Genomic DNA, 17,938 nt, shown 5'->3' with positions numbered 1-17,938 from the left:
TTTTCAGTTTCGCACTTGAGGTGAACTATGGGTTCTTGTTCGCACGAACACCACAACGCATTGCACGGCGTGCACGATCATCCCAATGTCGCACAACGTCTTGCTGAAGCGGAAAGTCTTTGTGCAGCAACAGGCGCACGCCTTACCCCTTTGCGTAAAGAAGTGCTGGAACTCATTTTAAATGCGACTGGCCCGATGGGGGCTTATGACTTACTGGCACAAATGAAAAATGCCAGTGACCGTCCTGCGGCGCCACCTACGGTATACCGAACCCTGGATTTTTTATTGGATAAAGGGCTGATTCACCGCCTGACCTCGATCAATGCCTATATCCCTTGTTGCCATCCACGTGAAGGGCATCAGGCGGCTTTTTTAATCTGTACTGAATGTAAAGCGGTGACAGAAGCATCAGCGCAAGGTCTGCTTGACCAACTTGATGCACTTGCAAGCTCGGATGACTTTAGCGCACATCACAGCATTATTGAAATTTCAGGAATCTGTCAGCAGTGTCGCAACAAAGCCTAAGTGCCTCCCCCCTGATTCAGCTCTCCCAGATCTGGGTCAAGATTGATGAGCGTGATATTTTAAAAGCCATTGATTTTTCATTGCAAGAAAAAGAGATTGTCACGCTGATTGGCCCGAATGGTGCAGGCAAGTCGACTTTAATTAAAGTTATGCTCGGCATTTTAAAACCGCAATCCGGTGAGATCAAAACTGCACGTAAACTGAAATTCTCTTATGTGCCGCAAAAATTCAATCCATCGCATAGCTTGCCGCTGCGGGTCAAAGATTTACTGGCGCTGGAAAAATGTCCATCCAAAATCAAAACTGAAATTATTCGGGATACTGGCATTAGTAAACTGCAAGATTCCAAAGTTCAGCAACTCTCAGGCGGTGAGCGTCAGCGGGTGCTCTTGGCACGGGCCTTATTACGCCAGCCGGATATTCTGGTGCTGGATGAACCGATGCAAGGTCTGGACATTCAATCCGAAGCTGAACTGTATGAATATGTGCGTAACTTGCCGGAAAAATATGGCTGTGCCGTATTAATGGTGTCACATGACCTGCAATGGGTGATGCAAGGTACGACTCGGGTGGTGTGCTTGAACAAGCATATCTGTTGCAGTGGCCTGCCAGAAAGCGTACAGCAGCATCCGGAATATCAGGCAATCTTTGGCACCAATCGGGTGTTTTATCAGCATCATCATGATCATTGTGCGCATGGCGATTCTGCTACGCCGTGTCAGCATGATACGCGCCCTCATATTCACCCCGAGCCGGAAGCTTAAACCATGATGGATTGGTTACAACTCCTTTTACCTGCATGGATTATGGGCACACTACTGGTGTTTCTGACGGCGCCGCTAGGCTGCTTGATGCTGTGGCGTCGTATGTCATTTTTTGCTGATACTATGGCACATGGTACTTTACTGGGTGTTGCGATTGCAGGCGCCTTAAGTCTACCGCTGTGGATGGGCGTGACCTTCTTGGCATTATTGCTGGTTGCCATTCTGTGGGTGCTACATGATCCCCGCCTCCCCAATGATGCCCTGCTTGCACTGTGTTCAGCAACCTTACTTTGCTCGGGTTTATTGTTTATTCAACATTTACCAAGTTTAAGACCTGAACTGCTCAGCTATTTATTCGGTGATCTACTGACCATTTCCTGGGCGGACTTGCCCACGTTCGCCATTGTGATCATTCTGGCCTTAGGTGTTTTATATAAAAGCTGGCAAGCCCAGATTCAGATCGCGATTGATCCGGATATGGCGGTCAGTGAAGGGGTAAATGCCAAATGGCAACGCCTGATCTTTATGTTATTGCTTGCGCTATTTACTGTACTGGCTTTACGCGCGGTCGGTTCCCTATTGATGGGTGCATTGTTGGTTATTCCTGCTCTGACTGCTCGCCTTCTGGCAAACTCTCCACGCCAAATGGTGATCTGGGCATTCGTGATTGCACAGATTGGTGTGACAGTAGGCCTCTGGTCGAGCGCAGGCCTTAATACTTCAACTGGGCTGACCATTGTGCTGACCATGGCAGTGTTATTTGCAATGATGTTTATCTTTCAAAAATTTAAAAAGCTGAGCTAGGACATGGGGACTAAACGCTACTTTGTGAGTGCCTGTTTGCTCGGTCAAAAAGTTCGTTACGATGGCAAGGATTGCCTTGTCAAAGAAGTGCTCGAATCTTTAGTTCCAAATCAATATATCAGTCTGTGTCCTGAAATCTCAGGTGGACTACCGATTCCACGTCCACCTGCCGAAATTCAAAATGGTTCAGGCTTAGATGTACTTGCGCAAAAATCTTTAGTTATAGATATTCTAGGCAATGATGTTTCTCAAGCTTTTATACAAGGTGCATATCTCGCTTTAAAAGTTGCGCAAGACTTTCACGCCACACATGCAATTCTTAAAGCCCACAGTCCCTCTTGTGGTAGTGATTTGATTTATAACGGATCATTTTCAGGACATAAAATTCAGGGCGATGGTGTTACCGCTGCACTCTTTAAACAACATGGCATTGTTGTGATGACTGAAGATGAATTCTTGGCGCAATTATCACAGACTATTCTTTAATTTATAAAAGCGAAATTCAGGATTAAACAGCCCAATCAAAAATAAAATCGTGAATGCAATCCAAAAGAACCACGCCATCATAATTACCTGATCTTTCGTCCATTCTTCAGATTGAGATATGTTAAACACAAACCATGTTTTCCAGCCTCTAATATATGCTGCCCCGCCCCACGAAATAATCCACTTGGTTAAAATGCAGTGTAAGACATAGATCAAAATCCATAATGGCGTTGACATGCTGCTTTGCCTATTGTTGTTTTCATGCGATCAAACTAGATGAAATACGCTTAAAAATCAATTAATAGACTTAAAAATGTATTCCATACTGTTATTGATGTACCAAACTCAACAAACTAGCAGCACAACCGAATAATACGGCAAATGTACGATTTAGAATTTTCTGTTGTTTTGGTGACTTGAGCAATCGTAAAACTTTTGCAGCAAGCCCCGTGTAGCCCGCCATCACAATCAGATCAATCGTGATCATGGTCAGCGCCATAATCACATACTGAATCCATTGTGGTTTGGATAAATCCAGAAATTGTGGCAATACAGCCAGTAAAAACACAATGGCTTTGGGGTTACTCATATTCACCAAGAAACCATATAAAACCAGTTTTCCCGAAGACTTACGTGCCAATTCATGTTTAATTTCGATGGATTGTACCGGCGCTTTCCACTGTAAAATAGCCAAATATAATAAATAGCCCACACCAAACCATTTCACCACCAAAAATGCCCATGGCGTGGTCGCAAACAGCACCCCCACTCCGGCTGCCACCACTGCAATCTGCACCAGTAATGCCAGTTGCAGACCCAATGCATTCCAGTAGCCATGCCGAAAACCATAATTCAGCCCACTCGACATCGAAGAAATTGCCCCTGCACCGGGTAAAACACTAATCACCCAACAGGCCAGCATATAGGCAAACCACATTTGGTAGGACATGAACATTGAACTCTGGAAAACTTGCACAATATTATAGGACTTATCCAATAGATTCAGGCTAAAAAATTGCTTAAATATAAGGCGCTGCACTGTTCACTCTGCAGAGCTTCAGGCACAATATGTGCATTAAAAAACAGGATTTATCATTACAGGAGCCATGAATGACAGCCCAATCGGTAATCTTGCCCCTCCCCTCAGATCATGCTCGCTTTATTGTATTGCGTCTTAAAGACTTAAATATTGAAGCACTCAAAGAAAAATTAGAACATCTTTTTACTTCTCGTGATCGTCTGATTACGCAACATCCTCAAGCACAAATTAAAACAGCGGTCGCTTTTGGTCCTGAGCTTTGGTCAAGACTTTATTCACAAAGCCCTGCAGGTTTCAAACAGCTTGAACCGATTCAGGGTTCATTTGCAATGCCGGTTGTTCCGGCAGATATTCTGATTCATATTGCCAGTGCACGGGCGGATATCTGTTTTGCGCTGAGTCAGGCTTTTTTTGAAGGAATTCAGGATCAGGTTGAAGTTCTGGATGAACGTGTCTGCTTCCGCTATTTTGATGGCCGTGATGTGACAGGCTTTATTGATGGCACTGAAAATCCGCAATTCCCAGATGATCGTGCTGAGGTGGCATTACTTGGTGAAGATACGGACATTTTCCAGGATGGTTCATTTATTTTTGCCCAGCGTTATGCGCATGATCTGGAAAAGTGGAAAAAGCTGAAAGTCGATACTCAAGAGCAAGTGATGGGTCGTACCAAACTGGAATCGATTGAACTGGAGGATGAGGTTAAACCGGCAAATGCTCACGTTGCACGTACTGTAGTGGAAGATGAAGAAGGCGAAGAAATGGAGATTCTCCGTCATTCCTTGCCTTATGGTGATGGCCGTGGTGACCAAGGTCTATTCTTCATTGCCTATACCAAAGATTTAACTATTATTGATGCCATGTTAGAGCGTATGTTTGGTACGTCTGGCGATGGGATCCATGACCGCTTGCTACACTTCGTCACTCCACTAGATGGAGCATATTACTTTGCACCGAGTGAAGAGTTGTTGGAAGAAGTTTTGGAAGGGTGAAGTTAAAAAAGATTGCTACATTAATGATGTAGCAATCTAGTAACTTATTTTTTCAGTAATTTCTTAGAATTTATATTTTCACAACCTAATGTATAGAATAAACATTTTAATTCTAAATTCAATACTAATTTATAATTATTAATTTTACCGTTACCTTCGCTAATATCCGCCTCATATAGATATTCTCTTTCTTTGACAAAATAAGAAAAATTATCACCAGCCAATATATTTAAATAATTACTTTCTAAACTCTTAGATGAAGAATCTACTACTGGAACCTCGACTACTAAATTTGATAATTTATTATATATAAATATATTAGAACTAAATTTTTTATAAGCTCTTTTCACATAATCTATTTCACTAAATTCTCTTGTTCGAAAAGCTACTATTTTTTCATCTTGATATAGTATCTTTAAATCGACACTAGATTTTAAAGGCACTGTACTTTGGAACAAAGTATATTCTATTTGATTATTAAAGACCTCAACACCATAACTTTTAAGAATATAATTTCCACCAGAATATTTTTTATTTTTATTACCGTAATCAACCAAACCTAACTTTAAGTTTTCATTTAATTGAGAAAAACTACCAAATTGATCTAAAAACAAAATTGGCTCATTGGTTTGTATAGCACTCTGCTGATAATCATTCCAATCTATATTATTCGAATGACACGATAATGAAAAAAAAGTACTAATTATTACTAGGAATTTAATTATTTTCATATTTTTTAAAAAGCCTAAATTAATTTATTTAAAAAAAAGGGGATAGGATCAAATCTTCCTTGTAGGCCTTTACCCAATAATGGCGAGCTTCTTGTCTCAAAATGTAAATGTCCACCCTTTGAAATAGTAGTCATTCCACTCGCATTTCCACTAGAACCTGTTTTACCTAAAACTGTTGTAACATCCACAGCATCTCCCTTTTCAACATTTATTGTAGATAGATGTGCATAAAAAAAGTAAATAAAATTACTGTTTATAATGTTTTTTAATGCATAATTTTTTTGTTGTATAGGCAGGTCATCAATGTTTACTTCTAATACAACAATTTTACCATATGGCCCTCCACTATCCTTTGCGACAGCAATAATGCCACTACATACTGCAAAAATATTTGTACCTGAGTCAGCAGCTAGATCTATACCCTGATGATTTCTTGTACCTCCATTTCTAACCTTCCCAAAAGTGGCACTTTTGATATTTGCAAGACCAGCAGTTCTTAACTTATTTACTGCTAAAGGATCTACCCATATTTCACTTCCTCCTACAGGTTTATTTTCTTGTACTTCTTTACTTAAGATTGGTGTTGGTGTTGGTGTTGGTGTTGGTGTTGGTGTTGGTGAAGAAGTTTGTTCTAATAAAATTTTTATTGTTTCTTCTAAAGATAAATTTACCCCGGAAGTTTTTGATTTATCCAGTACATAATCATAAATATTAATATGTGCATCAATATAAGCTCTTAACCATGCTCCATAGGCAGCTTTTGCATCATCATTATATCTTTTCAAATAATCTGAGGCTCTTTGTTTACCTTTACTTCCAAATTGTGCAAATAACAAATTCTTCGCTCTTTGTTGAGAAAAACTATTTTGTATGAATGACCTAGTACCACCCGCTCCTTCATGATGTAATAGATAAGCAAATTTCGCTATTGAACTTGGTTCTGTTAATTTTTGATAAGGCAATTTTGACCATTTAAAGTTAACGACTGCATAAGCTGCTGCTGCATCAATAGAGAATTCAGGAATGAATCTCAAATTGAGAAGTTGCTTCTCAGTGAGCTTCTTATTTTTTGAAGCATATTGTCCTATTAGAGTATGTTGATTTTTACAAATTTCAAGCCAAGTACTTTTTAAAAATTGTGTTAGTCCAGCAGCATTTGTACTTGCATTAAAACTTTCCGGATCCCATTCACCATTACTTTTTTTTGCAGCCTCAGCATGAATTAAAGCTGCGAGGCTATGAGGTGTAAAATTATGCCGCTTCGAAGCCTCTATAACGAATTTTCTATATTTATTATTGACGCTACTTAGAATAAAGTTTTCTTCTGTAAATTGGCTTGCAATTATATGAGTACTATTACCTGAATCAGTCCTTTTTTGATCACTTCTTGGCTCCGGCAAAGATGATTTATTAGTATGTAGCTCATCTATTTTTTTACTTCCTCCCATTATAACTGGGTCTGCTAAATTTTTTAATGATTGTTTAATTTCATCTAATGTCTGTTGGGCTATACCAGACTTAGGATAATGTACACCTGAAACCTTCATTTGTCTTGAAGTTAATCTTAAAACTTTTTTACCTATAGGTAATTTTTTATGATGAGCTATTAGATCAAAGGCACCTTTAATATTTTTATAATAAACTTTTAGTCCTTTTAAATGGTCTAATATTTCTATATTATAGATTACACCATCTTTAAAAATTATTTCTTTTGACTTATCATCATATTCTAGCTTTACAGTACCTTTTGGAATTGACTTAAAAGATAAATCTAATAATATGATTTTTAAAACCACTTCAGCATTAATCTTATTCTTTTCATTAATATAAATTTTTTGACCTATTCTTATTTTATGGATCATAGAAGTATCTAATTCATTAATTTCTGCTATTTTTTTCACAGTAATATTAAATTTTCTCGAGATACCCCATAATGTATCTCCTTTTTTTACGATATAATAATTCACAGAGACTACCTTTATAATTATTCAATATCTTCCAACTGAATTCCATGCTCTCCCACATCAAACTCATCTTCTATATCAGGCACTTTAAATTCCAAATCTTCAAAGCTACTAGACCATTGTTTAAATCCTACTAATGCTTCATAAGCTAATGATTTTTGAAAAATAGATAATTCAGACTTACCCTTTAAATCAGTTTTACCTTCCCATAAAATTTCCTTATTTTCAGGTGTGAACATAGTTACCTCTGCACCTTCAATTCCTGTACCGCCCAAACTAGTAAATAAAAAATCTACAGCATATGGACCAATTTTAGGCAACTCAGGTAAATCATAAAAAGTTTTAGCCCCTCCCATAAAACTATGCTGCCCCGCCTTACACTCAAATTTCCCACCAGTTGTGACACACACTCCACTGCTATTAATCTTTATTTGAGACCCTCCCGCGGTTAGCAGGATCTCTTTCGGACTGGTGATCTCAATCTTGTCTTCAGTTGAAATCAGCTTAATCACCTTCCGTGCAATTGCTTCGATGGCATCATCTTGGGCCTGTATTTCAATTTTACCTTTGCCTGCGTATAAGCGTGCTCCGTTCTGGGCAGCAAATAGGCTGATCTTGTGCTGCGCATGTGCAATCAGAGACTGTTGAGTCGATAGATGGATACTTTCCCCTGCACTGTAATTTATCTGCTGGTCTGCAGATAAATGAATATTTTCATTTGTACTCAGCGCAATCGAATGTGGTGCCGTTAATACCATAACAGCCTGTTTAAATGCAGTGGCTTTGCTCGCATCTTCAGTTTCTAGTTGATTCAGAAATTGTTTTAAGCTATTAAAAAGCTCAAGCGGATCAGTTTGCTGAGCTTCTGCCATGTCACTCAGAACTTTGGTGTTATTCAGATTTGATTCCATCTGGTTCTTGGTAGGCTTAGCATCCAGGTGATTACCTGCTGCTGTATCTTGCGAATAGGTCGAAATCAGTAAGCCTTGCCCTGCTCGTACCACCCCCCACTGATCTGTCCTAAGTTCAAACCCTTCCCCACGACCTTCACTCGATTCTGTTTCTTTAGGATGACTGAGATTTCCTAAATTCAACTGGCTAGCACCATGACTACTGTGTAACTGTGCACTAATCTGATCCGTCGTATCATCAAAACGCAGCTGGTTGAAACCCTCACCCTCTACTTCTTGGGAACGGATCCCACTGAGTTTTCTGGTGGCTGGTAATTGTCCCTTCGCATCAAACATCACTGGATGTCGTTCTGCTTCGTGAATCCGTCCCATAACAAAGGGCCGATCGATATCGCCTTCAAAAAAATCAATCACTACCATTTCACCAACTCGTGGATGCAATCTGACTCCATAACCTTCACCAGCCCAAGGGGTTAATACATCAATCCAGGCCGAATCGCTATCATTGTCATTGCTGCCTGCACCAGCATCATGTTGATGGTCATCACTTCGGGTAAATAGAAAACGAACTTTCACTCTTCCCCAAGCATCGACATGGATTGTTTCACCTTCAGGCCCGACCACTCGAGCTCGCTGCGGATATGCAACGGGGCGATGCATAAAAGGCTGATATTCAGGTACGACGGGGATGTCACGGCGGACGATATACAACTCATTGGCCTGCCGTTCTTCCTCCGAAATTTGCCAATCACTTTGACCGAGCAAGCTGTCTAGCTGCAATAAAATATCTTTAGGTAAATTATTCTGGTTATAGAAGCGTTTACCCAAAATCAAAAATTCACGCTCATGCACGGGATGCTGATCAATTTCAGCATGCTGTTTTAATTCAAACCAATACCCGACCTGAGCATCACGTACACTGCTGCTGGCTTTAAAATATTTGGATTGCAGCGCATGATAATGATTGAGCTGCTGATTCAGTCGTTCCAGTTGTGCCGTACCAGATGCCGTCACCTGATCCTCGGCATTCAAATCACCTGTCCAGGCCGGACTAATGTTCCAGGCATCTTCAAGATTCAGACTGGCCGTATCCTGCACGCTACTTTGCTGATGAGTATTTAATAAGGACTGGCTTTGATCCTGCGCAAGGTGCTGCGCTTGCCAGCGCTGGGTATGGGTACTGTTGGAATTAAGCTGACGTACGGCAATCAGACTGGTCAGCGTATCAAACTGCTCGGTGGCATGACTGCGATGGAAGCGGATTGAACGGCGTTTTAAAGCTGAAAAGGCTTGAGAATGATCGATTAAACGCAGGTTCTGCGGCTGAATCTCAGTAGCGGACACCGGAACAATGGAGTGCTTTTCATCAATCAGCCAGTTTATTCCTTCACTACGCCATAAACGCGTTAAAAAATCATAATCCGACTCATTGGACTGCATCACAAAAGGGCGTACATCGTAATCCCGATTTAATCCGGTCAGGTCCAGACTAAGACTGGCTGCAAATAATGCACTTCTACTTTGCCATTCACTAAATAATATTTCACTGATTTCGCGCACGCTCTTATTCATAAACACCCGACTATTACGGCGTTTGTGCCAGAGTGCAGTAGCATCCTGCATGGTCAGTTTATACAGACTCAAGGCACCGTCGCTGTGTCCCTGACTGGCTGCGGTAATAATGCCACTGGTTCGAAAAAGTTCGCCACGATCTGTTACCTGATCTACTGCCACCTGACAGCCTATAAATTGCTTTAAAGCAAGATTGGCCTGCGTAGAAAGGCAGATCAGTTCTGCCTGCAGACCCTGATTAATCTGATGCTGGCCATCAATCCGCTGAATCAGGACCTGATGATTTAAGAGCAGATGTGAAAACTGCAGATGCAGCGCACGATGCTGCCGGTTCAGCCCAAGTTGCTCCAGCAGCAGATGAATATGTTTTGGCATTTTATAGTTATAGTTTTAAGCATTATTATTGTGGAGCAAATTCTAGGAAAAGTTGTCCATTTCGTCCAGCTCGGTGTGCATTTCACATAATTAGGCATTTGATTTTCAGTAATTCAATTGCACCTATTCAATAAATCTCTGAAAAATAGAGGTAAAAATAATGCCAAATATTTCAGAATTTTCTGATTATCCAGAGTAGAACTTGCTGCTACACTGGATTCAATCTTATTTTCAAGGCCAAGGACATGCTGAAATTCCCCTCTAAACTGCCTGATCTAGGCATCACGATTTTTAGCACCATGTCGGCCCTGGCACGAAGACTCGGCGCATTGAACCTTTCACAGGGATTTCCAGACTTTCCTGCGCCACCGGCATTGATTGAGGCTTTGAGCCGGGCCAGTCATAACGGATTTAACCAGTATGCACCTGGAGATGGCTTGCCGATATTGCGTGGGCTGGTGGCCGATCTGTATCGACAGCGCGATCAGCTGAGCATTGACCCGCTAGAAGAGATCACGATTACTTCCGGCGCCACAATTGCGATTTTTTGTGCGATTCAGGCCACAGTTCGTGCGGGTGATGAAGTGATTATTTTCGATCCGAGCTATGACAGTTATGCACCTGCAGTACAGCTGGCTGGTGCAACGCCTGTACATATTGCATTACAGCATCCCGAGTTTTCTGTGGACTGGAATCAGGTGAAAGATGCCATCAATAAGCGTACCCGCATGATTGTGGTCAACACTCCTCACAACCCCAGCGGTAGTGTCTGGTCCAGAGCAGACTGGCAACATCTGATTGAGCTGATCCGTGAGCGCAATATTGTGGTGTTATCCGATGAAGTCTATGAACATCTGGTTTTCGACGGCGTTCAGCACCATTCAGCCTGGTCATTTCCTGAACTGCGCGAGCGTAGCTTCGTGATTGGTTCTTTTGGTAAAACCTTTCATGTCACCGGCTGGAAAACCGGTTTTTGTATTGCGGCACCGCCACTCATGAAAATGTTCAGACAGATTTATCAGTTTGCCAGCTTCTGTGGCGTGACTCCGATTCAGGTGGCTTTGGCGGAATACATGCAACAGCATCCTGAACATATACGCGAACTTTCCCGGTTCTATCAAAACAAACGTGATCTATTTAATTCATCAATAGAAACATCACGTTTTAAATGGACGCCCTCTCAAGGAACTTATTTCCAGAATCTCGATTATTCGGCTATCCGGCCTGATTTAAATGATGTAGAGATGTGTCATTTTCTGGCAGAGCAACACGGGATCGTGGCAATTCCAGTCTCTGTGTTCTACCAGCAAGCGCCTGCCGATTTACGCCTGCTCAGGTTCTGTTTTGCAAAAAAAGAACAGACCCTGATTCAGGCAGGTCAAATTCTTTCAAAGGTTTAATTCAAATTTTAACTAAAATTCTTATAAAATAAATGCCTTAGTTACTTAAAAGCTAAGGCCTTTATTCCTGCTTTATTCAATAATAGCAACATAATTAAATAGATGAAAAATCAATAACAGGATAGGGCATGGCACAGCAATCACTGATCCAACAACAGAATTTATGGAAGGCCTTTCTGGTATTTCTGTTGCCATTAATTGCAACCAACATCCTGCAAAGCCTTTCAGGTACGATTAATACGGTTTTTGTCGGGCAAATGCTGGGAGTCAATGCCATTGCTGCGGTTGCGGTATTTTTCCCGATCCTGTTTTGTTTGATGGCTTTTGTCATTGGCTTATCTGCCGGTTCTACTGTACTCATTGGACAGGCTTGGGGCGCAAAAAATATCGAAAAAGTGCGCTGTGTGGTCGGTTCAACTTTATTTATGACCTTGATTGGCGGAAGCTTGATCGCGCTGTTTGGAGTGATTTTTGCCGAAAATATCCTCTTGGCGCTCGGTACAGATCCGGAGGTGATGCATTTATCCTTGCCCTATGTGCAATGGATGCTGGCAGGTAGTCCCCTAATTTTTATTTATATTATTTATACCTCTATCTTGCGCGGTGTAGGCGACAGCACCACACCGCTGTTTGCTTCCGCACTCACCATTGGCGTGGGCTTGGTAGTCACCCCGATATTAATTGCCGGATATTTTGGCTTTCCCCAAATGGGCATTATCTCGCCGGCAATTGCCACCATTTTGGGTAATCTGGCCGTATTGTTGTTTCTAGTCCTGTATTTAAATTATAAACAACATCCGCTTAGGCTGGACTGGGCATTATTAAAACATATCCGCCATCAGCCTAAATTAAGCAAAATTATTTTAAGTCTGGGCGTTCCGACTGGAATACAGATGATCACGACTTCTGTCGCCGGTCTGGTGATTGTCGGCTTGGTCAACCGCTATGGCGCAGAAGCAACGGCTGCCTATGGTGCGGTCAACCAGGTGTTAAATTATATCCAGTTTCCTGCTCTGTCGATTGCGATTGCAGCTTCTGTGTTTGGTGCACAAGCGATTGGTGCAGGAAAATCCGATTTACTGAATAAAGTCACACGGACTGCACTCAGTATGAATATTCTGTTTACTGGCGGTTTGGTGGTTTTGGCCTACCTGTTCTCAAAATATTTAATGGCACTGTTTATTACTGATCCTCAGGTCGTGGTGCTGGGTCAGCAACTTTTATTCATTGTGCTTTGGTCCATTTTATTCTTTGGTGCCAGCGCCATTTTTGCTTCAATTATGCGTTCAAGTGGTACGGTAACTGCACCGATGCTGATCAATATTTTTGCAATTCTCTGTATTGAAGTTCCTGCCGCTTATCTGTTTAGCCGGTGGTGGGGGCTAGAAGGGATCTGGTATGCCTATGCGTTGGCCTTTGTCAGCATGTGTATTTTGCAGGGACTGTATTATCAGTTGGTCTGGAAGAAAAAAACCATTAAAATATTGGTTTAGCTTCATTATTTTACATGCCTACAGCCTTACAGCAACTCACTCCTGATCTGCAATAAAAAATTAAAAACCCGCTTTCGCGGGTTTAATATCCAATGATTTAAGCAGATTTTTTCTTCTTTTTTCCGAATTGGCTTGCCAGTGCAGTGACATGCTGATAGCCGCTTGGCAAGATCCGTTGAATCAAATCAACAGCTTTGGCATCGTTACCAATTAATAAACGGCGTTTGTCTTTCTGTACCGCCTCCAGAATCTGACGAGCGGCTTCTACTGGCGGGCAACGCAGCAGTTTATTAAAATTACGGGCGGCTTTTTCCGGATTCATGCCCAAGGTCAGCATACTGTCATTCATTTTCGCAGCATTGGCAATATTGGTACGAATTCCCCCCGGATGTACACAAAGTGCACTCACACCGCAATTTTGCAGATCCAGTTCCTGACGCAAGGATTCGGTAAAACCACGCACTGCAAACTTGGTCGCGTTATATGCCGACTGGGTCGGCTGCGCGGTTAAACCAAACAGACTGGAAATATTAATCACATGACCATCGCCGGTTTTCTTGATTAAAGGCAAAAATTCTTTGGTGCCATACACCACGCCCCAGAAATTAATGTCGACGATCCATTCCAGATCTTCATAGCTCGCACCTTCTACGGTACAGCCAAGTGCCACGCCGGCATTGTTAAAGATCATATTGACACTGCCATGATCCTGCTCCACCTGTGCTGCCCAGCTGCGTACCTCTTGTAGCTTGGCCACGTTAACTTTTTGAATCGTCACCCGAACATCACTGCCCTGCAACAATTCAACCGTTTGTGCCAGTCCTTGTTCATTAATATCACTTAGTGCCAGATGACAGCCTTGCTGTGCCAGCAAAACTGCCAGCTGCTGACCGATCCCTGAACCGGCACCGGTAATGGCAGCGACTTTATTCTTAAAATTTTTCATTGAATTTCCTTATGTAAATAACTGCTCTTCCATGACAGCAGGATCTTGTTCTGTTGTTTCAGGAGTTAGCACAGACCCTCAATATAATTTTGACAATATATATTGTCAATAATTATCCGATGTCCTTAGCGGCCAAATTCCTCTGCTGAATTTCGACATAGGTCAAAGCGTGATTTATTGCTAAGATATTCAAAATCTTCATGCAGATGAGTAGCCAGGCTTTATGACCGATTCAATCAATGCAGCAACACCATCACGACCACCCAAAAGCAAGGAACGTCAGTTTAAAGGCCTGTCGATGGCTGAGCGACAGCAGGTACGTCGTGAAAAGCTGATTGAAGCCGGTATTGAAGCTTATGGCAGCCATGGCTTTTTTTCAGTAACCGTGAAAGATATCTGCAATGAAGCCAAACTGACTGAACGTTATTTTTATGAATCTTTTAAAAAAAGTGAGCACCTGTTTCAGACCATCTTTTTAAAACTGATTGATGAACTGCAACAGAATGTCATGCAGGCCATGATGCAGGCATCCACTGATCCGAAAAAAATGATTGAAGCGAGTCTGACTGCCCTGCTTAGCACCTTGCGTGACAATCCGCGTATGGCACGGATCATTTATATTGATGCCATGCTGGTGCAGGAGTTGCATAATCAGGCCACCATTCATGAAACCATGTCGCGCTTCGACCGCATGATTCATGCCTTTGTCATGTTAATGATGCCGCAGTTAAATCGTAGTGAGCAGGAAATTTCACTGGTGTCGACCGGTTTAAATGGCTATGTCACCCAAATTGCCATTCGCTGGGTCATGAGCGGATTCAAGCAGTCATTGGAGGAAGTTTTATCATCGTGCAGTGTGGTATTTTTGGCATTATTGGAGTCATTTTCCGACAAAAAATAGCTGTTAAATCGAAGGCTTAACCAGATTTTCTGCATTCTAAAACAGGTTCTAATTTCTGCTGAAGCACCGATAAAAGTAAAATTAATTTATGATTTTTTAACAAGTTTCTTTACTAAAATTGTCACAAATCTTTGCGAATTTCAGCAGTTTTTCCCTTTCTGCAATGATACTGTCATAATTAGTCTTTGTAATAAGCCTGTCATAAATATAAAACGGTTCACCGTTTACATGAAATAGGGTATTGCGTTGTGAAAGATGACTACATATTAATCGTCGATGACGAACTCCCGATTCGGGAAATGATCCATACCTCTCTGGATATGGCCGGTTTTCAATGCTTACAAGCCGAAGATGCCAAGCAGGCGCATCAGATGATTGTGGATCAGCGTCCGGCACTGATTTTGCTGGACTGGATGATGCCGGGCGGGATCAGCGGTGTAGATCTATGTCGTCGTCTGAAACGTGATGAAAGCCTGTCAGAAATTCCGGTGATCATGCTGACCGCACGCGGTGAAGAAGACCACAAAGTACAAGGTCTGGATGCCGGTGCCGATGATTACATGACCAAGCCGTTCTCGACCCGGGAACTGGTGTCACGCATTAAAGCTGTCCTGCGCCGTGCCAATGCACTCAGCGGTGAAAAAACCATTGATGCCAATGGCCTGATTCTGGATCCGGTCAGTCAGCGGGTTAATTTTGGCGATAAAATTCTGGAAATGGGGCCCACTGAATACCGTCTATTGGCGTTTTTTATGACCCATCCGGAACGTGCCTATACCCGTGCGCAATTACTGGATCAGGTTTGGGGCGGCAACGTCTATATTGAAGACCGTACTATTGACGTCCATATACGCCGTTTGCGCAAAGTGCTGGAACCTTATGGCGCAAACCGCTATGTACAAACCGTACGTGGAACCGGTTACCGTTTTTCAACCCGTGCAGATGTGGCTTTAGGTTAACGTCTTTTAAGGTAAATCTTGTTTTATGTATGAACCCTACCCTGTCCCCGAACTGGCACGTGAGCACAAAAGAATCCGTTACAGCAGTTTATGGGATTTTGCCAAACAGGATTTACGCTTACTGGCTTTTTTCCTGATCATCGCCAGCCTTATCGGTTTTGGGATTGGGTATTTCTGGATTTGTATCGTCATTGCCTTTGTGGCGTTCTTTAGCACCCAGATGCGCTCTTTATATCTGGTCAATGAATGGATTTCTAATCGCCCTTATGATGTTCCGCCGAATATCGGCGGGATTTGGGGCGCACTGTTATTTAATGTTTATCGCGCTCAGCGGCAGGAACGGATTGTTCAGGCAGAAATGGTGGAACTGATCGATCGAGCACAGTCTTCACTGGTGGCCTTGCAAGAAGCGGTGGTTTTAATTGATGAAAACCAGCAGATTGAATGGTGGAATCCAGCCGCCGAACGTCTACTCGGGATCTCCAGTGATGACCGTCGCCGTAATATTTTAACTTTGCTGCGCCAGCCGAGTTTTATTGAATATTATCATCATATTGATGAGTCACCGGATGGCCTGAAAATGAGATCTTCGCTGTTCGAAGATCATTATGTCCAGGTCAAAATGACCCGCTTTGGTGGAGAAAGCCGGGTACTGGTCGCCTATGATGTGACCCGGATGCACAATCTGGAACAGATGCGTAAAGATTTTGTCGATAATATTTCGCATGAGCTGCGCACGCCTTTGACCGTACTCAGTGGCTATATTGAAACCTTTACCGATCAGGAAGATATCAATCCGCGCTGGAAACGCGCCTTTGATCAGATGCAGTCGCAGACCCGACGCATGAACGCGCTGGTGAATGACCTGCTACTGCTGTCACGTCTGGAAAATGACAAAAATATTGCCAAAAACCAAATCATCGAAATGCCAAGTCTGATGAATCAGCTATTTGATGATGCACAGGCCTATAATATCGATTATGGTCATACCCTGAATCTGGACATTGACAGTCATTGCGATCTGATCGGTTCAGATATGGAACTGGCCAGCGCCTTTAGCAACCTGATCACCAATGCGATTAAATATACGCCTAAAGGTGGAATCATTACCATGGGGTGGCATGATGATGGTGAATCTGCCTATTTTGTAGTAGAAGATAACGGCATCGGAATTGATCCCAAACACTTGCCACGTCTGACCGAACGTTTTTACCGGATCGATTCAGACCGTAGCCGGCGTACTGGTGGCACCGGTTTAGGATTGGCAATTGTCAAGCATGTCCTGATGCAACATCAGGCACATCTCGAAATTGAGTCCAAGGAAAACCAAGGTTCCACTTTTAAGGTGATTTTCCCCAAAGAGCGCCTCAGCTTTCCAGACTGATATCCCCCATTAAAAAAGCTGCCATCGGCAGCTTTTTTTTCAGGATGCTATCTGTTTTTCTTTGGCCAGTGCACGCGCATAGGCTGCACGTTGCGATACCCGTTTCAGATAAGCCTGAATCGCTGGATAACTTTGGCCAGTCCGGCTTTGCATGGCCTCCAAAGGAAAACTCATCTGAATATCGGCAAAACTGAAGTGTCCGGCAAAATAGTCATGCTCGCTCAAATAGCGTTCCAGAAACTGGATATGATCTTTTAAGCGGCTTTGTACAAACTGTTTCTTCACTCCCTCACAAATTTTCTTGGCTACTGGTCGAATCAGTAAAGGGGTATGTTTCGGTACAGTGGTCATCACCAGTTGCATCACCAGCAGTGGCATTAATGAACCTTCTGCATAATGCATCCAGTAACGGTACTGGGCCTTATCGGCAGGATCTTTTGGGCGAAACTGCTGCTGTTCATCATAGCTTTCCTGTAAATACTCCAGGATCGCCGCAGATTCCGCCAGTACCTGCTCCTGATCGGTCAGAATTGGCGCCTTACCCAAGGGATGAATCTGTTTTAAGGCCGGTGGTGCGGAAAGATTAGGCTGGCGCTGATAATATTGCACTTCATAATCCAGTCCTAACTCTTCCATGGCCCAGAGAATACGAAACGATCGTGATTGTTCGAGATGATGTAAAACACGCATAT

At 42.5% G+C, this 17,938-nt stretch carries 16 protein-coding genes; 10 read left to right on the top strand and 6 right to left on the bottom strand.

Annotated features, from left to right (window positions below):
* Positions 1 to 27 precede the first annotated feature (27 nt).
* From FTV29_RS10275 to FTV29_RS10260, 4 genes are read left to right on the top strand one after another with little or no spacing between them, the layout of a single operon-like run.
* Positions 28 to 525 (top strand): transcriptional repressor, encoded by a 498-nt coding sequence (locus FTV29_RS10275; protein WP_100355400.1) that lies wholly within the window; start codon positions 28 to 30, stop codon positions 523 to 525.
* Positions 507 to 1,289: a zinc ABC transporter ATP-binding protein ZnuC gene (gene znuC / locus FTV29_RS10270; RefSeq protein ID WP_005173813.1), complete on the top strand. Its 783-nt coding sequence runs from the start codon at positions 507 to 509 to the stop codon at positions 1,287 to 1,289. Before FTV29_RS10275 ends, znuC begins: the two co-directional genes overlap by 19 nt.
* 3 nt (positions 1,290 to 1,292) lie before the next feature.
* The gene (gene znuB, locus FTV29_RS10265; RefSeq protein ID WP_005094564.1) at positions 1,293 to 2,093 is read left to right on the top strand and encodes a zinc ABC transporter permease subunit ZnuB; all 801 of its coding nucleotides are present in this window, start codon (positions 1,293 to 1,295) and stop codon (positions 2,091 to 2,093) included.
* A 3-nt stretch (positions 2,094 to 2,096) separates the two neighbouring features.
* On the top strand, positions 2,097 to 2,579 hold the full coding sequence (locus FTV29_RS10260) for a DUF523 domain-containing protein (protein WP_005094567.1): 483 nt from the start codon (positions 2,097 to 2,099) through the stop codon (positions 2,577 to 2,579).
* Positions 2,580 to 2,907: 328 nt separating this feature from the next.
* Here FTV29_RS10260 and FTV29_RS10255 read toward each other — a convergent pair whose 3' ends face one another.
* The gene (locus FTV29_RS10255) at positions 2,908 to 3,528 is read right to left on the bottom strand and encodes a LysE family transporter (RefSeq protein ID WP_159138885.1); all 621 of its coding nucleotides are present in this window, start codon (positions 3,526 to 3,528) and stop codon (positions 2,908 to 2,910) included.
* A gap of 161 nt (positions 3,529 to 3,689) precedes the next feature.
* Between FTV29_RS10255 and FTV29_RS10250 the strand changes: the two genes are divergently transcribed.
* The gene (locus FTV29_RS10250; protein ID WP_159138886.1) at positions 3,690 to 4,610 is read left to right on the top strand and encodes a Dyp-type peroxidase; all 921 of its coding nucleotides are present in this window, start codon (positions 3,690 to 3,692) and stop codon (positions 4,608 to 4,610) included.
* A gap of 44 nt (positions 4,611 to 4,654) precedes the next feature.
* Here FTV29_RS10250 and FTV29_RS10245 read toward each other — a convergent pair whose 3' ends face one another.
* The 3 genes from FTV29_RS10245 to FTV29_RS10235 all read right to left on the bottom strand — a co-directional run bounded on the left by FTV29_RS10245 (position 4,655) and on the right by FTV29_RS10235 (position 10,163).
* The gene (locus tag FTV29_RS10245; RefSeq protein ID WP_257224504.1) at positions 4,655 to 5,224 is read right to left on the bottom strand and encodes a hypothetical protein; all 570 of its coding nucleotides are present in this window, start codon (positions 5,222 to 5,224) and stop codon (positions 4,655 to 4,657) included.
* 131 nt (positions 5,225 to 5,355) lie between these two features.
* On the bottom strand, positions 5,356 to 7,308 hold the full coding sequence (locus FTV29_RS10240) for a LysM peptidoglycan-binding domain-containing protein (protein WP_180075481.1): 1,953 nt from the start codon (positions 7,306 to 7,308) through the stop codon (positions 5,356 to 5,358).
* 17 nt (positions 7,309 to 7,325) lie between these two features.
* Positions 7,326 to 10,163 (bottom strand): type VI secretion system Vgr family protein, encoded by a 2,838-nt coding sequence (locus FTV29_RS10235; RefSeq protein WP_159138887.1) that lies wholly within the window; start codon positions 10,161 to 10,163, stop codon positions 7,326 to 7,328.
* A gap of 245 nt (positions 10,164 to 10,408) precedes the next feature.
* Here FTV29_RS10235 and FTV29_RS10230 point away from each other — a divergent pair, with 245 nt between their 5' ends.
* Both FTV29_RS10230 and FTV29_RS10225 read left to right on the top strand, forming a co-directional pair.
* On the top strand, positions 10,409 to 11,563 hold the full coding sequence (locus FTV29_RS10230) for a methionine aminotransferase (protein WP_159138888.1): 1,155 nt from the start codon (positions 10,409 to 10,411) through the stop codon (positions 11,561 to 11,563).
* 128 nt (positions 11,564 to 11,691) lie between these two features.
* Positions 11,692 to 13,056, top strand: coding sequence for an MATE family efflux transporter (locus tag FTV29_RS10225; RefSeq protein ID WP_159138889.1), 1,365 nt, complete (start codon positions 11,692 to 11,694; stop codon positions 13,054 to 13,056).
* Positions 13,057 to 13,153: 97 nt separating this feature from the next.
* Here the strand turns inward: FTV29_RS10225 and FTV29_RS10220 are convergent, their stop codons facing one another.
* A complete protein-coding gene (locus tag FTV29_RS10220; RefSeq protein ID WP_074383703.1) occupies positions 13,154 to 14,002 on the bottom strand; it encodes an SDR family oxidoreductase in 849 nt (282 codons plus the stop codon).
* Between the two features lie 223 nt (positions 14,003 to 14,225).
* Between FTV29_RS10220 and FTV29_RS10215 the strand changes: the two genes are divergently transcribed.
* The 3 genes from FTV29_RS10215 (at position 14,226) to phoR (ending at position 17,246) form a co-directional block, all read left to right on the top strand.
* A complete protein-coding gene (locus FTV29_RS10215) occupies positions 14,226 to 14,903 on the top strand; it encodes a TetR/AcrR family transcriptional regulator (protein WP_180075480.1) in 678 nt (225 codons plus the stop codon).
* A gap of 248 nt (positions 14,904 to 15,151) precedes the next feature.
* Positions 15,152 to 15,862, top strand: coding sequence for a phosphate regulon transcriptional regulator PhoB (gene phoB / locus FTV29_RS10210; protein WP_005094589.1), 711 nt, complete (start codon positions 15,152 to 15,154; stop codon positions 15,860 to 15,862).
* A gap of 25 nt (positions 15,863 to 15,887) precedes the next feature.
* Positions 15,888 to 17,246, top strand: a complete 1,359-nt coding sequence (gene phoR, locus FTV29_RS10205) for a phosphate regulon sensor histidine kinase PhoR (RefSeq protein ID WP_005094591.1) — start codon at positions 15,888 to 15,890, stop codon at positions 17,244 to 17,246.
* Between the two features lie 39 nt (positions 17,247 to 17,285).
* Here phoR and FTV29_RS10200 read toward each other — a convergent pair whose 3' ends face one another.
* On the bottom strand, positions 17,286 to 17,936 hold the full coding sequence (locus FTV29_RS10200) for a glutathione S-transferase family protein (protein WP_100329697.1): 651 nt from the start codon (positions 17,934 to 17,936) through the stop codon (positions 17,286 to 17,288).
* Positions 17,937 to 17,938: the final 2 nt, after the last annotated feature.

Source organism: Acinetobacter sp. YH12254 (assembly GCF_013417415.1).
Lineage (GTDB): Bacteria > Pseudomonadota > Gammaproteobacteria > Pseudomonadales > Moraxellaceae > Acinetobacter > Acinetobacter pseudolwoffii.
Note: the sequence above shows the minus strand (reverse complement) of the source record. Positions and strands in the feature narration are given on the sequence as shown.

Bases quoted from the DNA above. Each gene is read 5' to 3' on its own strand.
- FTV29_RS10275 (WP_100355400.1), top strand. From the start codon at position 28: ATGGGTTCTTGTTCGCACGAACACCACAACGCATTGCACGGCGTGCAC.
- znuB (WP_005094564.1), top strand. From the start codon at position 1,293: ATGATGGATTGGTTACAACTCCTTTTACCTGCATGGATTATGGGCACA.
- FTV29_RS10260 (WP_005094567.1), top strand. From the start codon at position 2,097: ATGGGGACTAAACGCTACTTTGTGAGTGCCTGTTTGCTCGGTCAAAAA.
- FTV29_RS10255 (WP_159138885.1), bottom strand. From the start codon at position 3,528: ATGTCCTACCAAATGTGGTTTGCCTATATGCTGGCCTGTTGGGTGATT.
- FTV29_RS10250 (WP_159138886.1), top strand. From the start codon at position 3,690: ATGACAGCCCAATCGGTAATCTTGCCCCTCCCCTCAGATCATGCTCGC.
- FTV29_RS10235 (WP_159138887.1), bottom strand. From the start codon at position 10,163: ATGCCAAAACATATTCATCTGCTGCTGGAGCAACTTGGGCTGAACCGG.
- FTV29_RS10230 (WP_159138888.1), top strand. From the start codon at position 10,409: ATGCTGAAATTCCCCTCTAAACTGCCTGATCTAGGCATCACGATTTTT.
- FTV29_RS10225 (WP_159138889.1), top strand. From the start codon at position 11,692: ATGGCACAGCAATCACTGATCCAACAACAGAATTTATGGAAGGCCTTT.
- FTV29_RS10220 (WP_074383703.1), bottom strand. From the start codon at position 14,002: ATGAAAAATTTTAAGAATAAAGTCGCTGCCATTACCGGTGCCGGTTCA.
- FTV29_RS10215 (WP_180075480.1), top strand. From the start codon at position 14,226: ATGACCGATTCAATCAATGCAGCAACACCATCACGACCACCCAAAAGC.
- phoR (WP_005094591.1), top strand. From the start codon at position 15,888: ATGTATGAACCCTACCCTGTCCCCGAACTGGCACGTGAGCACAAAAGA.
- FTV29_RS10200 (WP_100329697.1), bottom strand. From the start codon at position 17,936: ATGCGTGTTTTACATCATCTCGAACAATCACGATCGTTTCGTATTCTC.